The organism is Sporosarcina sp. D27, assembly GCF_000586555.1.
In the GTDB taxonomy this organism is placed as follows: domain Bacteria; phylum Bacillota; class Bacilli; order Bacillales_A; family Planococcaceae; genus Sporosarcina.
This window is the reverse complement of sequence record NZ_AZUC01000045.1, coordinates 1-23213: the sequence shown is the minus strand read 5'-3', so window position 1 is coordinate 23213 and position 23213 is coordinate 1. Positions and strand designations below refer to the sequence as shown.

General features: G+C 43.1%; 20 protein-coding genes. 13 read left to right on the top strand and 7 right to left on the bottom strand.

Annotated elements, in window-relative coordinates:
- Positions 1–178 precede the first annotated feature (178 nt).
- The 8 genes from N693_RS0107090 to ptsP all read left to right on the top strand — a co-directional run bounded on the left by N693_RS0107090 (position 179) and on the right by ptsP (position 9238).
- Complete coding sequence (locus N693_RS0107090) at positions 179–1801, top strand: M20/M25/M40 family metallo-hydrolase (protein WP_025784106.1); 1623 nt, start codon at positions 179–181, stop codon at positions 1799–1801.
- A gap of 73 nt (positions 1802–1874) precedes the next feature.
- Entirely contained in the window at positions 1875–2432 is a 558-nt protein-coding gene (locus N693_RS0107085; RefSeq protein WP_025784105.1) for a PTS glucose transporter subunit IIA, read from the top strand.
- A 200-nt stretch (positions 2433–2632) separates the two neighbouring features.
- Positions 2633–4540, top strand: a complete 1908-nt coding sequence (nagE, locus tag N693_RS0107080) for an N-acetylglucosamine-specific PTS transporter subunit IIBC (protein ID WP_025784104.1) — start codon at positions 2633–2635, stop codon at positions 4538–4540.
- 69 nt (positions 4541–4609) lie between these two features.
- Positions 4610–5770: an N-acetylglucosamine-6-phosphate deacetylase gene (gene nagA, locus N693_RS0107075; RefSeq protein WP_025784103.1), complete on the top strand. Its 1161-nt coding sequence runs from the start codon at positions 4610–4612 to the stop codon at positions 5768–5770.
- A 23-nt stretch (positions 5771–5793) separates the two neighbouring features.
- The gene (locus tag N693_RS0107070) at positions 5794–6516 is read left to right on the top strand and encodes a GntR family transcriptional regulator (protein WP_025784102.1); all 723 of its coding nucleotides are present in this window, start codon (positions 5794–5796) and stop codon (positions 6514–6516) included.
- Positions 6517–6521: 5 nt separating this feature from the next.
- Positions 6522–7244, top strand: coding sequence for a sugar isomerase domain-containing protein (locus N693_RS0107065; protein ID WP_025784101.1), 723 nt, complete (start codon positions 6522–6524; stop codon positions 7242–7244).
- 21 nt (positions 7245–7265) lie between these two features.
- Positions 7266–7532, top strand: a complete 267-nt coding sequence (locus tag N693_RS0107060) for a phosphocarrier protein HPr (protein ID WP_025784100.1) — start codon at positions 7266–7268, stop codon at positions 7530–7532.
- Complete coding sequence (ptsP, locus tag N693_RS0107055) at positions 7529–9238, top strand: phosphoenolpyruvate--protein phosphotransferase (protein WP_025784099.1); 1710 nt, start codon at positions 7529–7531, stop codon at positions 9236–9238. The genes N693_RS0107060 and ptsP overlap by 4 nt, the downstream gene beginning before the upstream one ends.
- A gap of 39 nt (positions 9239–9277) precedes the next feature.
- Here the strand turns inward: ptsP and N693_RS0107050 are convergent, their stop codons facing one another.
- Entirely contained in the window at positions 9278–9844 is a 567-nt protein-coding gene (locus tag N693_RS0107050; protein ID WP_025784098.1) for a YusW family protein, read from the bottom strand.
- A gap of 124 nt (positions 9845–9968) precedes the next feature.
- Here N693_RS0107050 and N693_RS18980 point away from each other — a divergent pair, with 124 nt between their 5' ends.
- A complete protein-coding gene (locus N693_RS18980; RefSeq protein ID WP_037592943.1) occupies positions 9969–11345 on the top strand; it encodes an FAD-binding oxidoreductase in 1377 nt (458 codons plus the stop codon).
- A 91-nt stretch (positions 11346–11436) separates the two neighbouring features.
- Here N693_RS18980 and N693_RS0107040 read toward each other — a convergent pair whose 3' ends face one another.
- Positions 11437–11673: a hypothetical protein gene (locus N693_RS0107040; protein ID WP_025784097.1), complete on the bottom strand. Its 237-nt coding sequence runs from the start codon at positions 11671–11673 to the stop codon at positions 11437–11439.
- 700 nt (positions 11674–12373) lie between these two features.
- On the opposite strand from N693_RS0107040, the gene N693_RS0107030 reads away from it, so the two are divergent.
- Positions 12374–13621 carry a cytochrome P450 gene (locus N693_RS0107030; protein ID WP_025784096.1) on the top strand — a complete coding sequence of 416 codons (1248 nt, stop codon included), beginning with the start codon at positions 12374–12376 and terminating at the stop codon, positions 13619–13621.
- 50 nt (positions 13622–13671) lie between these two features.
- Here the strand turns inward: N693_RS0107030 and N693_RS0107025 are convergent, their stop codons facing one another.
- Positions 13672–14577 carry a LysR family transcriptional regulator gene (locus tag N693_RS0107025; protein ID WP_025784095.1) on the bottom strand — a complete coding sequence of 302 codons (906 nt, stop codon included), beginning with the start codon at positions 14575–14577 and terminating at the stop codon, positions 13672–13674.
- Positions 14578–14684: 107 nt separating this feature from the next.
- Here N693_RS0107025 and N693_RS0107020 point away from each other — a divergent pair, with 107 nt between their 5' ends.
- The gene (locus tag N693_RS0107020) at positions 14685–15713 is read left to right on the top strand and encodes a YeiH family protein (RefSeq protein WP_025784094.1); all 1029 of its coding nucleotides are present in this window, start codon (positions 14685–14687) and stop codon (positions 15711–15713) included.
- Between the two features lie 66 nt (positions 15714–15779).
- Here the strand turns inward: N693_RS0107020 and N693_RS20580 are convergent, their stop codons facing one another.
- From N693_RS20580 to N693_RS0107000, 4 genes are all read right to left on the bottom strand, one after another.
- Positions 15780–17192 carry a glycine betaine ABC transporter substrate-binding protein gene (locus N693_RS20580; protein WP_371257549.1) on the bottom strand — a complete coding sequence of 471 codons (1413 nt, stop codon included), beginning with the start codon at positions 17190–17192 and terminating at the stop codon, positions 15780–15782.
- A 180-nt stretch (positions 17193–17372) separates the two neighbouring features.
- Positions 17373–18485, bottom strand: coding sequence for an ABC transporter ATP-binding protein (locus tag N693_RS0107010; RefSeq protein WP_025784092.1), 1113 nt, complete (start codon positions 18483–18485; stop codon positions 17373–17375).
- Positions 18486–18641: 156 nt separating this feature from the next.
- Positions 18642–20315, bottom strand: a complete 1674-nt coding sequence (locus tag N693_RS0107005) for an AarF/ABC1/UbiB kinase family protein (protein WP_025784091.1) — start codon at positions 20313–20315, stop codon at positions 18642–18644.
- Positions 20316–20504: 189 nt separating this feature from the next.
- Positions 20505–21137, bottom strand: coding sequence for an HPP family protein (locus N693_RS0107000; protein WP_025784090.1), 633 nt, complete (start codon positions 21135–21137; stop codon positions 20505–20507).
- Positions 21138–21410: 273 nt separating this feature from the next.
- Here N693_RS0107000 and N693_RS0106995 point away from each other — a divergent pair, with 273 nt between their 5' ends.
- Entirely contained in the window at positions 21411–22349 is a 939-nt protein-coding gene (locus N693_RS0106995) for a magnesium transporter CorA family protein (RefSeq protein ID WP_025784089.1), read from the top strand.
- A 19-nt stretch (positions 22350–22368) separates the two neighbouring features.
- Entirely contained in the window at positions 22369–22974 is a 606-nt protein-coding gene (locus N693_RS0106990) for a cyclopropane-fatty-acyl-phospholipid synthase family protein (RefSeq protein WP_025784088.1), read from the top strand.
- The last annotated feature ends 239 nt before the right edge of the window (positions 22975–23213 follow it).

Sequence of the window (23213 nt, the reverse complement as noted above, 5' to 3'; positions counted from 1 at the left end):
TCCCGTCCGTATCTCATGTATTAAACTTATGTTTACATGATAAACAAAAGTTTGCGGAGATGCAAGTCAAACGATCAACCTGTAGGGGATGACTCTTTTCGACAAAAAGCGTACACTCAAAAGCAGACAGGTTGTTGCTGTCAGGATGCCAGCACGTATTTAAAGAGGAGGGTTTTTAATGGCAAACCAACATACTGGAACAGAACTGCAATGGAATTCACCGGAAACATTACGAGCATTGTTGTGCGAACTTGTGAATTGGGAAAGTCGGACAACAACAGAAGGGGAAAAAGCTTTCCCGCATAGACTCGCTGAAAAGTTGAAATCTGTCCCTTATTTCGAAGCACATCCCGAACAGTTGGAGTTGCATGATGCAGGTCTTGGTCGCAATTCAGTCACTGCTTTATATAAAAACCATGAAGCACAAGATACAATTGTGCTCATTAGCCACTTTGACACAGTTTGGACAGAAGAATATGGTGCACTAGAGCCATTTGCATTCCATCCTGAAGAGCTAACCGCAAAATTACATGAATATAAAGAGGAACTCCCTGAAGAAGCACTGGCTGATCTGGAATCAGGAGAGTATTTGTTTGGGCGAGGAACGATGGATATGAAGATGGGGCTCGCATTACATATGTCCTTAATCGAAAAGGCAGCATCGGAACAATGGCCATTGAACTTAGTGTTACTCGCTGTCCCTGATGAAGAAGTGAGTTCTGCGGGTATGCGTACGGCAGTTAAGTCGCTCGTTCGGATAAAACAGGAACATGATTTAACGTATACGCTGTTTTTAAATGGCGAACCCGTTTTCTCTCAAGAGCCGGGTGACCCAAGAGAATACATTTACTCGGGAACCATCGGTAAAATTATGCCAGCCGCATTGTTTTACGGCAAAGAAACGCATGTTGGGGAACCGTTAAAAGGAATTACTTCGACATTTATGGCTTCTTTCTTAACACAACGGATGGAGTGGAATAATATATTTGAAGAAACCGATCATGGGGAAACCACACCGCTGCCTGTGACATTGCAGCAAAAAGATCTAAAAGCGCATTATTCTGTGCAAACTCCATATCGCTCCACTGCCCTGTATAACGTGTTCACTATGAGACGGACTGCAGCAGAAGTGATGGAACTATTCGAAGGCATCGCTAAAGATTCTGTTCAGGCATGTGAAACGACATACAGTGAGATCTGTGAGCGTGAAGGGGTTCCTAAAGTTGGGGAAATCAAGCTACTCAAGTTTGAAGAGTTGATGGATTACGCCAACAATAAATTGGGCGAAGCCGAAGTGAAGAGGATTATTACGGAAGTTTCAGGTGACTGGGAACTAGACGATCGCGACAAATCATTTAAAATCGTTGATGTACTTATGATAGAATGCCAAGAACTAGCGCCTGCAACGGTTCTGCTATTTGCTCCACCGTACTATCCGGCAGTGAATACTTCAGACGACGCACTTGTTCAGGAGCTTGTCACACTCATGCAAGACAAAGCAAGCTCACTTGGTACAGAAGTGTCACAAATTCACTACTTTAATGGGATTAGTGATTTGAGCTATGTCCATTATGAAGATGAAGGGACAGGCTGGAAATCGTTTGAACGGAATACTCCGGTATGGGGTTCCACCTACTGGATGCCATTTGAAGAAATGAAAGCACTCGATGCACCTGTTTTAAATGTCGGTCCATTCGGTAAGGATGCACACCAACGTACAGAGAGGCTACATATCGAAAGTGCTTTCGTTCGTCTCCCTCAAATGCTGGAGACGCTTGCCAAGCACTTTTGTGGAAAGTAACGAATAGCTTTGGGATAGTGAAGCGACGTTTAGTTAACAATAGACATGAAAAGGTAGAAGGAGAGTGAAAGAAATGGCTAATTTCTTTAAAAAGATGGCTCAATCGTTAAAAGGGGACAATTCAGCTGAAGGGCAACAGACGCCTGCAGCACAGACGTCCGTAGAAAAGGGAATTGGTGAAGATTCTTTTGTCATGCCAATGGATGGAACTGTTATTCCATTGACTGAAGTGCCGGATCCTGTATTTGCGCAGGAAATGATGGGCCCGGGATTTGCAATTGACCCTACTGGTGATACCGTTTGCTCGCCCATCGACGGAAAGGTTGTCAGCGTGTTCCCGACGAAACACGCGATTGGACTAGAATCGTCAACCGGTGTAGAGATTTTAATTCACGTAGGATTAGATACTGTTAAGTTAAATGGTGAAGGTTTCGATCTATTGGTTGAGAAGGACCAGCCAATTCGTCGAGGGGATGCATTATTGAAAATTGATGTCGCCCATATTAAAGCCAACGCGCCATCAGCTGTAACACCTGTTATTTTCACAAACACGGAAAAAGAGAAGATCCATTTGTTGAAAGAGGGGAAACAAACTCAAGGTACAAGTGGTATCGTACGTGTAGATGCTTAAGAAGAAGCAGTAAAGTATGCCAAAAAAGTGATTGCAGATCCCTCTGCAATCACTTTTTTTGGCATACTTTTAAACTTTTAAACATAAATTCGTAAAAACGCTTACATTCTTTCTAGTTTTTTGGTTTAATTGGTATAGACAACTAGACCGGTAAACCGGTATAGTGAATAGTAAGATAACTAAAAAGGAGTGAGAAGAAGATGATGAACTTTATTCAACGCATCGGTAAATCCTTAATGTTTCCGATTGCGACCTTGCCGGCAGCTGCATTGCTTTTGCGACTTGGGCAACCAGACCTGCTGAACATTCCGCTAATCGCTGCAGCGGGAGATGGAATTATTGGTAACTTAGCTCTAATCTTTGCCATTGGTATTGCAATGGGATTTGCTCATGATAATAGTGGCGGTGCGGCATTAGCCGGAGCTGTCGGTTACTTGGTACTTACTAGTGCATTAGGAGCGGTCGATGAATCCATTAATATGGGTGTATTCGGTGGTATCATTTCCGGTATTGTGGCCGGTGTTCTCTATAATCACTTTTATAATATTAAACTACCGGATTTCTTAGCATTCTTTGGAGGACGAAGATTCGTTCCTATCGTTACAGCAGCTACAATGACTGTACTTGCGGGTGTACTCTTCTTTGCATGGCCACCAATTCAAAGTGTTATCGATAGTATCGGTAACTGGGTACTTGGTGCAGGAACTCTTGGAGTGGGGGCTTACGGATTCTTGAACCGTCTCCTAATTCCTACGGGTCTTCACCACGTTATCAACACAGTGGTTTGGTTCGACTTCGGTACATTCACGGATGCAAGTGGTGAAGTTGTTAAAGGTGAAATCAACCGTTTCCTTAAGGGAGATCCAACTGCAGGACCATTCTTGTCTGGTTTCTTCCCGATTATGATGTTCGGTCTACCAGCAGCTTGTCTTGCGATGTATGCGGCAGCTAAAAAGGAAAAGAAAGCAATTGTGGGCGGTATGTTATTCAGTATCGCGTTCACTTCTTTCCTTACAGGTATTACAGAGCCAATCGAATTTGCGTTCATGTTCCTTTCACCAGTTCTTTACGTAATGCACGCATTGCTAACTGGTGCGTCCATGATCGTATCGTATATGTTTGACGTCCATCACGGATTTGGATTCTCAGCAGGTGCGATTGACTATGTCTTGAATTATGGATTGGCACAAAATCCGTTGACTCTCTTAGTCATCGGACTCGTGTTCGGGGTCATTTACTTTGTCGTGTTCTACTTCCTGATCGTGAAACTCGACTTGAAAACACCAGGTCGTGAAGACGATGATGATATGGTAGAAGATACTGTAGTCTACAGTGATGACATCGTTGAAGTGAAGGCGTATCATACAATTGAAGCACTCGGTGGTATTGATAATATTCAAGCCATTGATTACTGTACAACTCGCTTACGCTTAACTGTTAAAGATTCAGATGTTGTTGATGAAAAAGAATTGAAGCGTTATGGCGCAATGGGCTACATGAAAATTAGTAAAACAAACGTTCAAGTTGTCATTGGAACAGCTGTTGAATTCTTAGGTGAAGCGATGAAGCGTCGTATCAAGAACGGTAACCCAGCTCCAAAGACTGAAGAGTCCATGGAACTGGATACACAACCGCACACTGTGAAAGTATTACCAGCATCTGATTTCCATATGCCAATCGACGGTGACGTCATTGACTTGTCAGAAGTTCCGGATGACGTATTTGCAAAAGAAATGATGGGTCCTGGTTTCGGTATCATGCCGAAAGGGAAAACGATTCATTCACCAATTGACGGTAAAGTCGTTAGCGTCTTCCCTACAAATCATGCGATTGGACTCGAAACAGACACAGGCGTGGAAGTACTTATTCACGTAGGTTTGGATACAGTGAAGTTAAACGGAAAAGGCTTTGAATTGCTTGTGGAAAATGATCAGCTCATTCAACGAGGCGATGCATTGTTGAATATTGACCTGGACTACATCAAAGCAAACGCACCATCCGTTGTGACACCGGTTATTTTTACAAACGTGGAAAAAGCCAACTTGCACATTTTGAAAAAAGGGTTCCAACGTAGAGGAACTGATTCAATCGTTAAGGTTGATGAATAATAACTGATTACGCCGGCGGGAGAGACGACAGTCACTCTTCCGGCGTGTTTTCTTAAGGAGTGGACAACAATGACACAGACAATTTTACTGACAAATGGAACCGTTGTGACACCAGATGGAGTTCTCGATAAAGGTGAAGTGTTCATAGAAGATGGCGTGATTCGAGAAGTTGGTATTTCCATACAGCGTGTAGCCAATCAACAGATTGATGCTCGTGGCGGATACGTATTACCAGGCTTCATCGACATGCACATCCATGGAGCAGCTGGAGCAGACGTGATGGACGCGACAGAAGAAGCACTACAAACGATGGCAGATGTCCTTCCGAAAGAAGGAACTACATCTTTTCTAGCGACATCTATGACTCAAGCGCCTGAAGCGATTGAAACAGCTCTGAAAAATGCGGCGGTCTTCACTACGAAAGCTGGACAAGCACAAATGCTAGGCGTTCACTTGGAAGGACCCTTTGTATCGCAGAAACGTGCTGGTGCACAGCCTCTTGAATACATTTGTCCTCCTGACGCAGAACAGTTTGATGCGTGGCAACAAGCGGCTCAAGGTAAAATTCGTATGGTCACACTCGCACCAGAAGTGCCGAACGGGTTGGCGTTCATCCGAAAACTATCGGCTGAGGGAATTGTAGCTTCCATGGGTCATACGGATGCGACAATCGCTCAAATGGAAGAGGCTGCACAAGCAGGGGCTGTTCAAGCCACTCATTTATACAACCAGATGTCACCGTTTCATCATCGCGAGCCGGGTGCGATTGGGGGGGCGCTACTTATAGATGAACTATGTGCAGAAGTGATTCCGGACTTCATCCACAGCCATCCAAAAGCAGTTGAACTAGCCTACCGAGTGAAAGGTGCGGACAGACTTATCCTCATAACGGATGCGATGCGTGCTAAGGGACTTGAACCGGGCGAATACGACCTTGGCGGGCAGCCAGTCCATGTATCAGAAACAGACGCACGTCTCTCGGATGGAACACTGGCAGGAAGTATTTTGACGATGGAACATGCCGTCAAAAATGTCGTCCGTACATTAGGAATTAGTCCTCTTGATGTTGCGAAGATTACGTCTGGGAACGCAGCTCGTCAGCTGGGTCTGACGAAAAAGGGGAGTCTGGTGGTTGGAAAGGATGCCGATGTCGTCATTCTAGACAAAGAGTGGACGGTTAAGCATACAATTTGTGGTGGTGTAGTTGGGTATGAAAATAATGAGGAGTAAAAACTCGACTGGCGGTGGCGATCATGCTAGATAAGCAATCAGCCATCCCGATCTATGTTCAGATTGAAGATTATTTGAAAGAACAAATTGCTCAAGGCGTGTACCCTGTAAAATCCCTTATTCCGTCTGAGCGTGAATTGACGGACATGTTTGGGGTAAGTCGTATGACAGTCCGTCAGTCGCTGACCAATTTAGTGAAAGATGGTTTGCTGTACCGAGAAAAAGGGCGTGGTACGTTTGTTGCAGAAGAAAAGATGGAACAGCCGCTAAACGGATTAACAAGCTTTACAGAGGACATGAAAGAAAGAGGATTCGTACCGGGAACGAAACTGATCAGCTTCAGCCAAGTACATCCAGATCCGCAACTGTCTACGCGACTCGGAATTTCTTCAGAAGCGCTCGTTCATAAGGTAGTCCGGATCCGATACGCTGACGATACACCAATGGCGATTGAACGATCGTATTTGCCCGTGGAATTGTTTCCGACGCTCTCGGAAGAAGCGCTACAAGGCTCCTTATACGCGTTCATTGAAAAACAGGAGAAACTTGTAATCGGGCAAGCCACACAGCGGATGGAAGCAGCTCTTGCAAAAACTGAAGATGCCGGATACTTGCATATTTCACTTCCCGCTGCAGTTGTGCTCATCGAACGTGTTAGTGCACTTGACGATGGTCGCATTTTTGAAGTCGTTCGCAGCACGTATCGGGCAGACCGATATAAATTTATTAGTGAAATTGGGAGGTGACTGTCATGAATTCCTACTTCAGCGAAATTACCACACTTTTAACAGAAGCAGGGCGTGAAGCAAAAGAGTCAGTGGATCGAGCCGCTACAATACTGGCTGATCGAATTGCAAAAGGTGGAATCATTCATCTCTTCGGGTCTGGGCATTCCCAATTGCTTGCACAGGAAGGTTTTTTCCGGGCTGGAAGTCTTGCCTGTGTCCAACCCATTTCCGTTGGACCGCTCATGTTGCATGAAGGAGCGTTGCTATCTTCTAAAAACGAAAAAGATCCTGACTTCAGCAGAACCTTTCTTACAAGCCTCGACATTCGACCAGGAGATATCGTCATCATCATTTCCAATTCAGGACGGAATCCAGTACCAATTGATGTGGCACAATATGCGAATTCGCAAGGCTCTTATACGGTTTCAATTCAGTCTTTATTGTATACTGAAAAAGAACAACCATCTCGACATTCTTCGGGTAAACGACTGGAAGCATCAGTGTCAACGGTGCTGAATACGAAAGTCCCACCAGGCGACGGAATCATGAACATCGATGGGATCCAATGCGGTCCTGCGTCGTCAGTAATTGGGAATGCATTACTTCATGGTTTGTTCTGTGAGGTTGTCGTGCGAATGAGTGAGAATGGTATGGAGCCGCCTGTTTTTAAAAGCGGTAATATAGAGGGCAACGAAACACATAACAATGCACTCGTCGCCCACTACAGCGACCGCATCAAGTTTTGACTATAAAGGAGAGAGTTAGTTATGGAAAAGAAAACGTACACAATTACAAGTAGCGAAGGGTTGCACGCACGACCGTGCTCCATGCTCGTATCAGCAGTAACACCATTCAAATCAGAAGTAACAATTACGTACAAGGAGCGAACTGCTAACTTGAAATCCATTATGGGTGTCATGGGCATGGGGATTGAATCCGGTGCGCAAGTTGAAATCACAGCAGACGGCGCTGATGAGTCAGAGGCGATCGCAAAAGTGGATGAAATTATGAAAAAAGAAAGTATTGGCGAGTGAAACAAACTATTACAGGTATCGGTGTATCTGACGGAATAGCGATCGCCAAAGCATATCGTTTGGAAACGCCAGACCTTACAGTCGAAAAACTAACTATCGAGCAGCCTGAACTGGAAATTGCCCGATTTGAAGCTGCTAAAGCTGAAGCGGCAGTTGAACTAGAAGCAATCCGAGCGAAAGCTGCTGAAAATTTTGGAGAAGACAAAGCGGCAATCTTTAGCGCGCATTTACTCGTGTTAAACGACCCAGAGCTTGAAAGCAGCGTTAAAGGTAGCATTGAACAAGGCGTCAACGCAGAGTTTGCCTTGCAACAAGCTGCAGATACCTTCACAGCGATGTTCGAAGCAATGGACAACGAATATATGAGAGAACGTGCTGCAGACGTTCGCGACGTGACGAAGCGTCTCCTAGCTAAACTATTAGGTGTTCATGTATCCGATCCTTCTACTATCAATGAAGAAGTGATCATTATTGCAGATGACTTAACACCTTCTGCAACGGCTCAATTGAATAAGCAATTCGTCAAAGGATTCGTAACGGATATCGGAGGGCGTACATCGCACTCTGCAATTCTCGGTAGAATGCTGGAGATTCCAGCGGTAGTCGGAACGAAAACTGCTATGGCGTCGATTGAACAAGGAACTGCTCTAATTGTCGATGGTACGGACGGAACAGTATTATTAGAACCGACTGATGAAGACACGCGAGCTTATGAAACAAAGAAAGTGACGTTCGAGCAAGATAAGGAATTGTTGAAGCGCTTTGTTTCTGAATCGACTGTTACAAGTGACGGGCATCACGTTGAAGTGGGCGCAAATATTGCGTCAACTGAAGACTTGCCATTAGCTGATAAAAACGGAGCTGAGGGCGTTGGTTTGTTCCGTACAGAGTTCCTCTATATGGGGAAAAGTGATTTTCCAACTGAAGAGGAACAGTATGACGCTTACAAAACCGTTCTGACTTCCATGGGAGAACGTCCAACGGTTGTCCGCACTCTCGATATTGGTGGTGACAAGGAGTTAAGCTATTTCAGCACGCCTGAAGAGATGAACCCATTCCTTGGAGAGCGCGCCATTCGTCTTTGTTTTGAACATCCAGAAATGTTCCGTACTCAGTTACGTGCATTGTTACGCGCAAGTGTTCACGGCAACTTGAAAATCATGTTCCCAATGATTGCTACGCTGGAGGAATTCCGTCGTGCAAAAGGCATGTTACTTGAAGAACAAGAGAAACTAAAGGCTGATGGCATCGAAGTCAGCGATACGTATGAGGTAGGGATGATGCTTGAAATCCCTGCAGCTGCAGTCATCGCAGATTTGTTTGCAAAAGAAGTCGACTTCTTCTCCATCGGTACGAATGATCTGATTCAATATACGATGGCGGCAGACCGCATGAACGAAACGGTTTCGTATTTGTATCAGCCGAATCATCCTTCTGTATTGCGTCTCATTCATAACGTAATTCAAGCCGCTCACAAAGAAGGTAAGTGGGTAGGTATGTGTGGTGAAGTAGCGGGAGATCCACTGTCCATTCCTGTTCTACTCGGTATGGGTCTGGATGAGTTCTCAATGAGCCCATCGAGCATTTTGAAAGCACGTGCTCAATTCGCGGATCTTTCTAAAGCGGAATGGGAAGGGTATATCCCTGAAATTCTACAGATGGAAACATCCGAGAAGATTACTGAATTTGTACAAGCGCATAGCTAAAAAAGAAAAGCGGAACCGAATTGACGGTTCCGCTTTTACTTATTTTTTGTCTTCAAATTGGATTTTTTGACCATCAGGCATCGTGATTTCAATATCAAATTTAACGTAATCATCTTTCAAACCGAAAGCTTCCAATGCTTGTTGAATCGCTTGTTCTTTTGAAGTGGTTTCTGTAATGTCCAGCTTTTCTAATTTTGGATAAATCTCATCGAACGCTTCCCGTCCGTGCAAATTGGAATTGGAAAGTTCATCCTCAACAGTCGATTCCACCTTGCCGTTGTCTTGTTCGATTTCAATTTCATATTCTTTGTTTTTTCCATAATCGACTTCCAGCTCAAATTCGTCGTAAGTCAGCTTGTCCATTTTCTCTTTCATGTAGTCCTGGTCGCTGTCTGACGCTGTCGAGTCATTAGTGGTCGAGGAATCGCTTGTACCCGAAGAAGTGTCCTTGTTAGTGGACTCATCGGAAACGGCTCCAGACTCAGTTGTCGCATCTTCCGTACTGGTTGTTTTGTCGTTTTCTGTGTTCGTGTCGTTGTTACCACAAGCGCCTAGAAGTAGGGCTGTCGCAAGAATGCTTCCTGCAATAGATGCTGATTTTCTCATGATGAAGGCCTCCTATAGTTTATGCATTACTTATAGTATTCCCTGCTTATTGAATTACAAACGAGATCAGAATGAGTTATAATTGTGGAAATTATATAAATTAAGGAAGAAAGGAATGGATTGGATGACTACTTCAGTTGACCAACTTTTTGCTGAATTAACGGATTTTTTAGAACAAGAGCAAGTGACACAAAACGAGACAGTACGCGACTTACATAGCAAGGACGAATCTTACCATACGCCAAGCCTCCCGGATCTTGTAGTATACCCTAGATCCACTGAAGAGGTGAGCAGGATTGTGAAAGCTGCGGGGGATTTAAACGTCCCTGTAATTCCATTTGGCGTCGGCTCAAGTCTAGAGGGACACGTAATTCCATATGATTATGGAATTACAATCGATTTCACTGAGATGAATCAAATACTCGAAGTGAATCCTTCAGACATGCTGGTGACTGTACAACCTGGAGTGACTCGTTCTGTATTGAACAAAGAGTTGAAAAAACATGGGCTATTCTTCTCTGTCGATCCAGGAGCAGATGCCACACTTGGTGGTATGGCGGCAACGAACGCGAGTGGTACGACATCCGTGAAATACGGCGTCATGCGTGATCAGGTGAGAGATCTGGAGGTGGTCCTAGCGGATGGAACTGTGATTCACACAGGGAACAAAGCGGCCAAATCGTCCTCAGGCTATCATCTGAACGGATTATTTGTCGGTTCAGAAGGAACTCTCGGATGTTTTACTGAATTGACACTCCGTGTGTTTGGAATTCCGGAAGTGACAACTGCTGCACGTGCAACATTCACTTCCATTACGAATGCCATTGAAGCAGTTCCTGCCATTTTGCAAGCTGGCATTCCCATTGCCCGTGTGGAACTGGTCGACACGGAATCCATTCGACAAGTGAATGCGTATAGCGAAACAGACTACGCGGAACTGCCAACCCTATTTTTGGAGTTTCATGGCAACGAAGCCGGTCTCGCACAAGACGTTGCGTTTACAGAAGAAATTGTCGCAGACTTCGGCTGCAAAGAGATCTTGTTCGAAACGGAAACTGCGAGTCGCAATCGTCTATGGGAAGCCCGACACAATGCAGCATATGCCTATACACATGGATTCCCAGGCAAACAGATGATGCTGACGGATGTCTGTGTACCGATTTCCAAATTAGCAGATGCCGTAGTTTTTGCACGTGAAGAACTCGACAGAACAGGACTCGAAGGCGGAATTGTAGGACACGTTGGAGATGGTAATTTCCACGTGTTGCTGATGATCGACCACGAAAATGATGAAGAACTCAAGATCGCCGATAAATATAATGAAACCATCGTCCGCCGTGCGCTCGCATGTGGTGGCACATGCACAGGCGAGCACGGTGTCGGCGTCGGCAAACAAAAATACCAACGCGATGAGCACGGCGCTGCGTACGACGTCATGCTGAAGATCAAGCAAGTGCTGGATCCCGAGAATTTATTGAACCCAGGGAAATTAATCAAATGATTTAAGTGGAAAGGGCTTTTGCAAAGCCCTTTTTTGGTGGATTCAAATAGCGTGATATTCACAGGTTGCCAACGTGTTCATAACCCTTGGGTCATGATCGTTCCGTAAAGTAAATGTCCATTTTTTTTAAGAATTCACAAACGTTGGATTCAATAAAATCAAGTTCATTTTCGTCAATTTTATTATGGGGTTGTGGTTGAAACCAATGAACCTCTTCATTATGGAAAATACCTCGATAGTCGTGTCCATCAATGTTCAATTTAAACTGAAGACGTTCATTAGCTTGACCTTCAAATAATGGTGTAAGTACCTCGAATTTTTGTAACATAATGAAAATCCCCTTTTTTAGTTGGTTTTATGAGTACTCCTCTAAACTGCTTTGAATAGTTCTTGTTTCTGTTTTGCTTATATCCTTATATTAACTACTCAAAATTAAAAAAATTGGTGGAGAAGATTAAAAAGTTAGGTGGAGAAGATTAGAGTTTGGTGAGAATAAGGTAACGAAGTATATGTCTTTTGAGAGTCATAACTTGTTATATCTGATCATAAATATCGAAAAGTGATCATAAAACTCGAGTTACGCTCATAAACTAATGGGAGTGATCATAAACCTGGGGAAACACTCATAAACTCAGAAAAGTGATCATAAATCTCAAGAAATACTCATAAAACTCATATTTCGCTCATAAATTTCCTCGAGTTCCATTCCGATAACCCACCAAACCCTAAGATCCGCGTCTACAGGAAATACCTGAACACTCTTCACGCGAAGCGTTACCATTTAACCCCTTAACGCACTTGAATTGAGACCCGTTATCGAGAAATCTCCCGATGTGTCCTGGAAATAGCAACTAGTTGAGCACCACCTCAATCGAGTGATCGATAAATCATCCCAAAGGTAAGACAACTGCAACAGTCTGATCGACAATGTAAAATCCTCTCAATGTAATCCCGTTTATTTACAAATGCAAAGGGAAAGGAAATCAATAAAGTAGAAAATATATAACGATCAAAGGAGCGTAACGAAGATGGAAACCATTCCTAAAGAAGAAGGTCTAGATCACACAATTAGTATGTTTAAAGAAGGATATGATTACATTACAAATCGGAACAACGAGTTCGATTCCAACTTATTTGAAACGAGATTACTTGGAGAACGAGTCATTTGCATGACAGGTAAAGAAGCTGGCGAGCTGTTTTATGACAACGACAAGTTTGTCAGAGCTGGGGCTGCACCGAAGCACATCCAAAAAACGTTGCTAGGGGAAAAAGGGGTTCAAACCTTAGATGGAGAAGTGCATCAACACCGTAAAGCAATGTTCATGGAGTTGATGAATCCAGAACATATCAAGCAGCTAGGAAAGCTGACCGCTGATGAGTGGGAGCGCAAACTTTCTGAATGGGGAGAAGGAGCTGACATCCAATTATACGAGCAGGCCCAGGAAATCCTCACTCGTGCAGCTGTTCGTTGGGCTGGTGTCCCGCTTGAGGAGAAAGATGTCCCTAAACGTACAAAGCAACTAGTTCAATTATTCGAGTCTCCAACTTCAGTCGGCATTCAGTATTTAAGAGGTACAAGTGCACGTAAGGAATTAGAAGAGTGGATAGCGGGGCTAGTGTCAGACGTTCGTGAGGGTAATCTACAACCACCTGCAGGTACGGCATTACTGACGTTCTCAAAACATCATGATTTAGACGGTTTGCCGTTAGATGAACGTGTAGTAGCTGTTGAAGTGTTGAATATCGTACGTCCTATTGTAGCGATTTCCATCTATATCGCATTTTTAGGACATGCGCTAATTACTCATCCAGAAGAAAGAAGCAAGCTCGAAGGAAGTAAAGAACAGCCGTTTAAAAATTTTGTACAGGAAACCAGACGGTTGTATCCATTCTTTCCGTTTAACGCAGCCCGAGTAAAGGAAGATTTCGTTTGGAATGATGTATCTTTCAAGAAAGACACATTAGTCATTTTTGACTTCTATGGCACAAATCACGACGAAAAGAGCTGGCCGGATCCACATGAATTCCGCCCGGATCGCTTTGACGAAGACCAAATGACACCATACAACTTTGTGCCTCAAGGTGGAGGCGACTATGCAATAGGACACCGCTGTGCAGGAGAGTGGGCGACAATTGAAGTAATGAAAGTCTCGCTCGATTATTTAGCGAATCGAATGTCTTACGACGTTCCCGAACAAGAGTTGGGCTATAGTAAAACGAGTATCCCATCTATTCCAGAAAGTGAAATTGTGTTAAAGCATATACGACGTAATTAAATTCAATGAAAAAACCGCGACTGACTTCCAGGTCAGTCGCGGTTTTTACATTAACACTCCCGAAACAGTTTTAACTCACGATTATTGAGCAATAGCTCCAAAAAGACCTTTAGCGCCTTTGTCTGATACTGCGAACTGGTTACAATCGAAAATTGGCGGACAAATGGTAAGTCTTTTACAGGTAATTGCACTAATTCCCCATAACGGATTTCCTTTTGAACAGCCCACTCTGACAACAAACTAATTCCTAGCCCTGCTTCAACGGCTTCCTTAATGGGCTGGGTACTACTGAACTGCATCGTACGAACAGGAGTTAAGGCGTAGCGTTCAAACACAGCTTCTACAGCCTCTCGTGTACCGGAACCCTCTTCTCGGATGATCCACGTTTGTTCGTTCAACGCTTTCCATTCGATTGCTTTTGTTTTTAACGAGAGTGGATGGCCTGCTGAAGCTACAAGAATCATCCGATCTTCTGCAAAAGCTTGTGTTGTCAGTTGCCGATTTTCTTTGAACCGACCTTCAACGATGCCTACATCAAGTTGCCGACTCATGATGAGGTCTGCAATTTCTGCAGTATTTCCAATTGTCACATCCGGTTGAATGCGTGGATAATCTTCGAGCAATCGAGCCAATATATGAGGAAGCACATATTCACCGAATGTATAACTGGCACCAATCGAGAGATGTCCACTAGCTTCGTGGGACAAGTCATTGACTAAATGGTGCATGCGACCATATAATCCGACAATTTCTTTGGCATGGTGATACACGATTTCACCAGCCTTTGTCAGTCGGACATATTTGTTTGTCCTTTCAAGCAACCGCACATTCATCGTCTCTTCCAAGGAGCGAATGTACTGACTTACCGCAGGTTGTGTCATATGAAGATCCTCAGCTGCACGTGAAAAGCTTTTCTTTTCTGCGACTGTCACAAAGACGTTTAAACCTTGGTCCACTTACTCACACCTTCCTCACATATGGATTTACTTATGATAGCTATTATATATTGTTATTTTCCTTATGGAAACTAGGAGCGTATACTAAACGACAGGAGGTGTTCAACATGAATTCATCATCAACAGCGCCCTCACCCAAAAAGCTATCGAAGCCAGCTGCTTGGATTGGTGGGGTTGCATTTACATTTTTCATTGCATTTTTAGGCTACTTACTAGCGAAGCTACCAGGTTTTGACCATATTGGCCAACTAGCTTCTGCCATTATCATTGCAGTCGCATTTCGACAGTTTTTTGGCTATCCTGAAGCAATTCGGTCAGGCATCGCCTTTTCATCTAAACGTTTATTGCGGATAGCGATCATTTTGTACGGTCTTAAACTAAACATTGATACCGTACTTAGCGATGGTCTTGGCTTGCTTGTACGTGACGTCGGCGTCATTATCTTCGCCATCTTCATGACACTATGGCTCGCTAAGATGTTTAAGGCGGATAAAAATATTTCGCTTTTACTTGGTGTCGGTACAGGGGTTTGTGGAGCGGCTGCAATCGCTGCAATCGCACCGATCGTGAAAGCAAAAGACGAAGACACAGCAATTGGTGTCGGAATTATCGCTTTGATGGGTACAGTCTTTGCCATCGGATATACAGTGTTACGTCCATTTTTACCTCTCGATGCAATTCAATACGGTATGTGGTCAGGAATCAGCTTGCATGAAGTTGCACACGTTGCGCTAGCAGGAGCTCCTGCAGGTGAAGACGGTCTTGCCATCGCACTACTTGCGAAGCTCGGTCGTGTGTTCTTGCTTGTCCCATTATGCTTCATCTTCATCGCGATTATGAAACGTAAAAGCAAAGGAACAGAAGAAGCAGATACCAAAATCGAGTTTCCATGGTTCCTGGTCGGTTTCATCATTTTAAGTGTACTAGGAAGTTATGTATTCGGGCCAATCATTCCAGTGTCCGATGGTGTTTATGAATTCATTTCCGTATTAACAACTTGGCTCCTAACGGCAGCTATGGTTGGACTTGGATTGAATGTAAGCCTACGAGATCTGCGCGCGCGAGCACTTCGCCCGCTTGCAGCAATGACTGTTACTTCAATCTTGCTGTCAGTAATTGCGTACTTCATCGTCTGATTGATCGATTTTTCATAAAAAACCACGTAGAAAGGAAATCACCTTTCTACGTGGTTTTTTTAGGAGTTAATCAATCAAACCTTCTTCTTTCAGGAAGTCGACGGCAACGGTTTCATATTCCTCTTTGTCAATATCCACACGTGCGTTCAATTGTTGCATGCGTTCATCGTCAATTCGGCCAGCTAGCATATTCAGAACTTCTTCCAATTCTGGATGCTTGTCTAGCACGTCTTGACGGATGAGTGGAGCTGCATAATAAGGAGGGAATAGATTTTTGTCATCTTCCAACACTTTTAAGTTAAACTCAGGAATGCGTCCATCTGTACCGAAAGCATCGATAACGTCGACATCACCGTTTTTGATGGCACTATACATGATACCTGTGTCCATTGTTTTTGCCTCTTTAAATGAGAACCCGTAAAGTTCCTGGAAGCCAGGATATCCATCTTTTCTTTCTTGGAACTCCGGTTCTGTACCAAGCACCATGGAGTCAGCAGTTCGCTTCAAGTCAGACATTTTTTCAAGTCCGTATTTGTCCGCATCTTCCTGACGCACAGTTAGTGTATAGGTGTTATTAAAACCGATTGGCTCCAACCAGACTAGATCGTATTTTTCTTTGAATACTTTTTTTACATAATTATACGCCTCGTCAGGATCGTTAATCGCATCTTCTTTCAAATAATTCATTAACCCAGTTCCTGTGTATTCTACATAGACATCATAACTACCTTGCTGGAGCCCTTCAAAAGCGAGGGTGGATCCGCCGAGGAATGATTCGTATTTTACATCCAAGTCCGTTTTTTCTTCAATCAAGTGACCAAGCACATAGACCATAATCTCTTGTTCTGTGAAGTTTTTACCGGTAATCGTTATAGTGTCCTTATTTCCACCTGTGAATGAAGTAACGGCGAACACTAGGACAACGGCTGCTATGACGGCAATCGCACCTCGTGTAATATTCTTTTTTGTTTTGCGGGAGAGTTTACCCGGCTGCGCCATTCCTTCTACCTTTTTCAAAATGAAGTCGAGCACGATTGCTAGCAAAGCAGATGGAATTGCGCCTGCAAGGATGAGTCCCGAATTGTACGTTTGAAGACCACGGAAAATGAGATCTCCAAGTCCACCAGCTCCTATTAATCCGGCGATGGTAGCCACACCGACGATTAAAACAGTTGCAGTTCGTACACCCGCCATAATAACACCTAACGAAAGCGGTAATTCAACCATCGTAAGGACCTGTCGGCTGGTCATTCCCATACCAATACCCGCTTCAACTGTAGCGCGGTCAACTCCGCGAATACCGATGTATGTATTGCGCAGGATTGGCAACAAGCCATAAATTGTGAGCGCAATAATTGCAGGTACTTTGCCTGTCCCCATAAATGGAACAAGGAACACAAGCAAGGCCAGGCTCGGGATTGTCTGTAGGACAGAAGCGACCCCGATGATTGGCTCAGCTATTTTTGTGTTGCGTGTCAAAATGATTCCAAGGGGCACTGAAATGAGGATTGCGATTCCGATAGAAATCAGAGAAAGAGTCGCGTGTTCAAGAAATAGGCTCCAAATAGTGGGCCATCGATTTGTAAAGACATCTACTGTATCATTCCATATTTCGTTAATAGTAAAGACCTCCTGTCAAAATGTATCCTATCTTTCAGTTTAGAGTAGTTCATCAACGACGTACTCGACGAGACTCGATCGGCTGACGAGACCTAGTAGCTTTTCATCGCGATTAACTACAGGGACAAACCAGTAACCTGATTCATTTAGTTTCGTGAAAATTTCTGCGACGGGTTCATCGATATAGAATTTCGCGTGATCTGTTTTTTTGATGTCGTTTAACGTAAGCGTTTCGTCATTGAAATGCTTTTGTACATCCCATATAGATGCCACACCAAGATAATGATCGTTTTCGTCAACGACAATCAAGGTGTCGACTCGTTTTTTTTGCATCGTTTTCAAAGCTTCTGCAAGTCCTCTTTTATAAAGAGTGGAGATGGGTTTGATAAGAAGAGATTCGAGAGGGGGAAGTATAACCGCTTCATTTAAGCGATCTTCTCCGATGAAATTCCGTACAAATTCATTGGCCGGGCGACGTAAAATCGCTTCAGGAGAGTCGATTTGTACAATTTCTCCATCTTTCATAATACAAACACGATCAGCAATTTTAAGGGCTTCATCCATATCATGTGTTACGAACACAATCGTCTTTTTTACATCGCGTTGCAGTTTGACCAATTCATCTTGGAGCTGTTCGCGACTTATAGGGTCAAGCGCACTAAATGGCTCATCCATTAAAATAATTTGCGGTTCTGCGGCCATTGCACGAATCACGCCAATGCGCTGCTGCTGTCCTCCGCTCAGTTCTTGAGGATATCGATCCGCATATGTATCTGGATCCAATCCAACCATCGTCATCAGTTCATCTACCTTATTGCGGTAGTCTTTCTCCTCCATCTTTTTTAGTTGAGGGACGAGCCCAACATTTTCACGGATAGTCATATGTGGCAACAAGCCAATATGTTGAATAACATATCCTATACTTCTTCGTAGCTCTACGGGGTTGACAGACGAGACACTTTTTTCATTGATTTTGATATCTCCGCCTGAAGGTTCGATTAACCGATTAATCATTTTCATCGTAGTCGTTTTCCCACTACCACTTGGCCCAATCAGTACAAATAGTTCACCATCATGAATATCAAAGGTTAAATCTTTTAGTGCTTCAAAGCCGTCTGGATATTTTTTGGACACGTTTTTAAATGTAATCAAGCGTCTTCCTCCTTTATCGAATTAGGAAATTGTCCCACTAACAACTCTAGAATTCATATTCTGGAATTGCAAAATCAATCCATTTTACCTAGTAAAATTGGTTACTTGCTTAAGTGTGTAAAAAAACGACTAAGTCTCTTAAGACTAGACTAGCCGCTACATTCTTCCAGACTTGAAAATGGAAAAGAGAAGAAATACAAACATTAAAAATGCGACAATCGCACCGACCTCAATAACAGGAAGGTTCAGTAACATATTATTTTCTCCAGCAATGGCAGAACCGATGATCAATCCAGTCATTAAAATACTAAAAGCAAGAAGAATGACACTGAATGCGAGTCGATTGCTAATGATATCCATTCTTCGAAGAATGAAACTGGTTTGACGTAAGTTAATATCCAGTTTCAATTTCCCTTTCTTTGCAGCTGTACTTATATCTTTGAAATCGCGCGGAATATTTACGAGAATCTCTGCATTTTCGCTCACACTCTCCCAAGCGGATTTAAGTAGGGAACTTGGACTGTAATACTCCTTGATAAGTTTCTTTCCAAAAGGTTCTACGCCATCCATGATGCTCATATTGGGATCTAACTTTGAAATCAGTCCTTCAAGTGTTAATATCGTTTTCCCTAAAACTGTAATTTCACTCGGGATCTTAATTTGATGACGGTAGGCAACCCCAAACAGGTCCATGAAGATGTCTCCCAAACTCATATTTTTTAGAGGAACGTCATAGTACTTAGTTTTGAGCATACCTAAATCTTTTTGTAGGCTTTTGATATCTGTTTCGTCTTGTAGTATCCCCATTGCATCTAATACTTTGATGATGCCCTTTGTATTACCGCGTTCCAATTCCATAATTAGCTTTGCGAACTGGAGCTTGAGCTGATCATCCATGACTCCGATCATTCCAAAGTCAATAAAAGAAATAACATTTCCAGGCATTATGTATATATTTCCTGGATGAGGATCGCCATGAAAGAAGCCATGGTCAAGCACTTGACTAAACATGGAATTCACTAGTTTTCTCGCGAGTAGTTTCCGGTCATATCCTTGTTCATCTAGCAAATCGATATGATCAGACTTAATTCCCTCGATCATCTCCATCGTCAATACTTTTTTGGAGGTAAGCTCCCAATGTATTTTTGGAATGTACACAGACGGATCTTTTTTCATTTGTCGAGAGATACGTTCAGCATTTCTCCCTTCAGTTTCGTAATCGAGCTCACTGAGTAGTGAATCTGCAAACTCGTTAATAATGGCACGAACACCATATAATTTTCCCCAATCCGTGTTGTTCTCAATAATGGATGCTATTTCTTTTAGAATGGATAAATCCGTACCCACGGTTTGTCGTATGTCGGGACGCTGAACTTTAACAGCTACTTTTTCACCGTTATATAAGTAGGCAGCGTGGACTTGACCGATTGATGCAGTTGCGAGTGGCCTGTCGTTGAAGGATTCAAATAGTTCATCCAGTGGATTTCCTAGCTCTTTTTCAATAATTTGCTGGACTTCCTCAAATGAAAAGGGCTCGGCATGGTCTTGAAGTTTTTCAAGTTCACGTATAATTTCAATGGGTACTAAATCGCGTCGAGTACTTGCAATCTGCCCTAACTTTATGAATGTCGGACCGAGCTCTTGCAAAGTCCGATTCAATTTTTGTCCGATATTATGAAGATTCATATCCAGAGGTTCGTTCTTCATCTTTGCTGCAGCTCTGCGTTCTGTAATCCCGAGGCGAAAGAGTACGTGGCTAAACCCATTTTTCAAAAAAGTATTCACTATTTCTTGAAATCTATACGTTCTGCGGATGGAAATCTTAATCACACCAACGCCTCCATTCAACTACTACCTATACCCGATTAAGCACGAGGTTAAACGGTTATTAAAAAAGAAAAGCTGTCATATTGACAGCAGCAACTGTGTTGTTACTAAAAACGATCTTTAAGTTGAGCACTTAGGGAAGAAACATGAAAACGGACACCACGCAAAAAAAGCGAGATGTCCGTTTTCTGATTAAAGTTGTTTTTCAAGACGTTCCATCTGAAGAATGCGGAAACCTGATTTCTCCAGTTTCGCACGAAGTGCTTCGACTTCATCCTCTGTTTTTTCTCCTTCGAGTGTCAGAACAACACGTCTTACAAGCACGGAACCGTTATCGAGCGTTAGCATACCTTCTATGTTTTCACCGCGAAGTGTACGAGCAAGTTTTTCAATCATTCCACGAGCTTCCGTTGAGGAGATAGTAAGATTCAACCCGCCTGTGTTGACACCAAATGCATCTTGGAACACGCCTTCAATTTTGTTGTGTGTCAGAATACCGACTAACTTGCCATGATCGGTAACAGAAATGAAAGGAAGTGCTTTGATTTTTAATAGTGCATCCAAGAATGATGAAGTCTCTTCAATAGAATCTTCGTGGTGCTTAATAATCGTATCTAGCGTCGCAGCTGCATTACCATTCTGCTCATACAAATATTCAATAAGATGGATTTTGTATATCATTCCTTTGTAGTTGTCATTAGCATCCACTACAGGAACGGAACGAAAGCCACTTTTTCGAATTTTATCAAGTGCTTCGGTCACAGTATCTTTGTCATTAACTGTAGTTACATAATTTCTAGAAACGAGTAAGTCACGTACGCGCATTCATAATCCCTCCAGTTGTTTTCAATCATTTCAAAATGTTTTGTAAAAACCATTATAAGTGAAACAGAAAGCATAGAGCAAGGTATTTTCAGTCGCGTTGTTCATCTTCTATTGTATAGTACGGACCTGGAAAAGTCTTGCTAATGGCTAAGTTGTCACACGATATCTATTTCTTCCCGTATTCTATAGATGCAAATCCTCTTTCACAAGTTTGCTTCAGTAGAAAGAACAGGTAAACTAGAGAAAAGAACCATATGAAAGAGAGGAATCGGTGTGTATTTTTCTTTCAAGCATGACAACTGGGAATGGATTGAAGTAGAGCAGAAAACGGACTTGAAGGCAGAACTTTCCCATCAATCCCATATGAGTAGTAAGTGGCTTGAAACCCTTGAAAAGAACAAACAAGATGTCATCGGTAACTCAACGGCAGTTAAGGATGAGGAGGCACTTTGGGGGAGGCTTACGTACGAACAAAGCATGCACAGTAAAGATGAAAATAAGACCTTTTCATTTTTCCTCACGAAAGATACGTTGCTGACGTCACAGTTAAATCAGGATCTGTTCCCGAAAGAAGCTCGTGATGAAATGGAACAAAAACTGGAGGGTTCGGAAAATGCAGTTCAGGCATTTATCGTCCTTCTAAATGCGGTTCTGCACAAATTTCTTGAGCAAATTGATCAGTTTGAATATCGTCTAAGAGAGATGATTTGGGAAATTAAAGAAAATAATAATATGGCTTTGCTAGAACGTATTGCACAAAGCAGGCATGAATTGATTATTTGGAATAACTTAGTCATACCATTAGTCGAGGTTCAAATGACGATTGAAGAGACTTTTGAAGAAAAACAACTTGGAACACTTGAGTATAAGAGGCTATGCACGAGAATAAAACGAATCAAGATGCTGATAAGAGAGTACAGCCAAGAAGTGGAGGCTCTAACAGACATGGAGAGTCTTGTATCCAATCAGCGAGGAAACGAAATCATTAAAACACTCACAGTGATCACTACAATCTTTACCCCGGCAGCAGTTTTCGGGGCAATCTGGGGAATGAACTTCAAGTCGATTCCGGAGTTTGAGTGGGCACACGGTTATGCCTTTGCCCTCACTGTCATTCTGTCCACTACATTCGGCCTTTACTTCTATTTGAAAAAGAAAGGCTGGATGGGAGAAATATTGAAAACCAAATCGAATCGGTCCATGTTCAAGTGAAAGAAAAGGAGGGTGAGGAATGACCGATCAAGAAATGGACAAAATCCTTCGTATTCGTACGGAAGGCACAATTGAAATCCTACAAAGTTCAGCGCATTATAACCGCTATGAAGCGACGCCGTACAGCGTATTGGACGCCTTGTTTGAAATCTATCCGCTACGTTCCACGGATCATCTCGTGGATTTTGGATGCGGCAAAGGAAGGGTCCCAATCTATAGCGCGTATCGTTTTGGAAGTATCGTCACAGGCGTCGACTTGAATGGACGTTTGCTGCAAGAAGCGTTTGTCAATCTCGCGGATTTTCGAGCTTCGCAGAAACGGTTTCGCGGCTCTATTGAATTTGAACAAACTACTGCAGAAACGTATCCGATTCAAGCTAGACAAAATGTCTTCTACTTTTTCAACCCATTTTCAGTGGAGGTTTTCCAGACAGTCATTCGCAATGTGCTAGACTCTGTTGACCGTTATGAGCGACAGGTGGATATCATCCTTTATTACCCCACGACTGCCTTCGTGTACTTTTTGGAAGAACAAACCCCTTTTGAGCGAATTGAAGAAATCCCCATCCCTATACTGTCAATTGACAATGAGGACGAACGTATATTGATCTATCGATATGAATGAAGTAAAGCCAGCCCACATATTGGGCTGGTCAGACTGTAGACAAACTCCAGAAATCATGGGGCTTGCCTACAGTCTTTTTCCTTTACAATAGAATTAACTATGAAAAGTTGATCTTCGCTGCGAGCGGACGCTTTCCGAGGGGCTTGCTCTCAGCCAATCGAACGACGAAGAGTTCGATTTGCCGTATTTTAGCGAACTTGGCTGAAATTAAGGCAGCTCTCATCTCCCTCGCGTTGCTC

Bases quoted from the DNA above. Each gene is read 5' to 3' on its own strand.
- N693_RS0107090 (WP_025784106.1), top strand. From the start codon at position 179: ATGGCAAACCAACATACTGGAACAGAACTGCAATGGAATTCACCGGAA.
- N693_RS0107085 (WP_025784105.1), top strand. From the start codon at position 1,875: ATGGCTAATTTCTTTAAAAAGATGGCTCAATCGTTAAAAGGGGACAAT.
- nagE (WP_025784104.1), top strand. From the start codon at position 2,633: ATGATGAACTTTATTCAACGCATCGGTAAATCCTTAATGTTTCCGATT.
- nagA (WP_025784103.1), top strand. From the start codon at position 4,610: ATGACACAGACAATTTTACTGACAAATGGAACCGTTGTGACACCAGAT.
- N693_RS0107070 (WP_025784102.1), top strand. From the start codon at position 5,794: ATGCTAGATAAGCAATCAGCCATCCCGATCTATGTTCAGATTGAAGAT.
- N693_RS0107065 (WP_025784101.1), top strand. From the start codon at position 6,522: ATGAATTCCTACTTCAGCGAAATTACCACACTTTTAACAGAAGCAGGG.
- N693_RS0107060 (WP_025784100.1), top strand. From the start codon at position 7,266: ATGGAAAAGAAAACGTACACAATTACAAGTAGCGAAGGGTTGCACGCA.
- N693_RS0107050 (WP_025784098.1), bottom strand. From the start codon at position 9,844: ATGAGAAAATCAGCATCTATTGCAGGAAGCATTCTTGCGACAGCCCTA.
- N693_RS18980 (WP_037592943.1), top strand. From the start codon at position 9,969: ATGACTACTTCAGTTGACCAACTTTTTGCTGAATTAACGGATTTTTTA.
- N693_RS0107040 (WP_025784097.1), bottom strand. From the start codon at position 11,673: ATGTTACAAAAATTCGAGGTACTTACACCATTATTTGAAGGTCAAGCT.
- N693_RS0107030 (WP_025784096.1), top strand. From the start codon at position 12,374: ATGGAAACCATTCCTAAAGAAGAAGGTCTAGATCACACAATTAGTATG.
- N693_RS0107020 (WP_025784094.1), top strand. From the start codon at position 14,685: ATGAATTCATCATCAACAGCGCCCTCACCCAAAAAGCTATCGAAGCCA.
- N693_RS0107000 (WP_025784090.1), bottom strand. From the start codon at position 21,137: ATGCGCGTACGTGACTTACTCGTTTCTAGAAATTATGTAACTACAGTT.
- N693_RS0106990 (WP_025784088.1), top strand. From the start codon at position 22,369: ATGACCGATCAAGAAATGGACAAAATCCTTCGTATTCGTACGGAAGGC.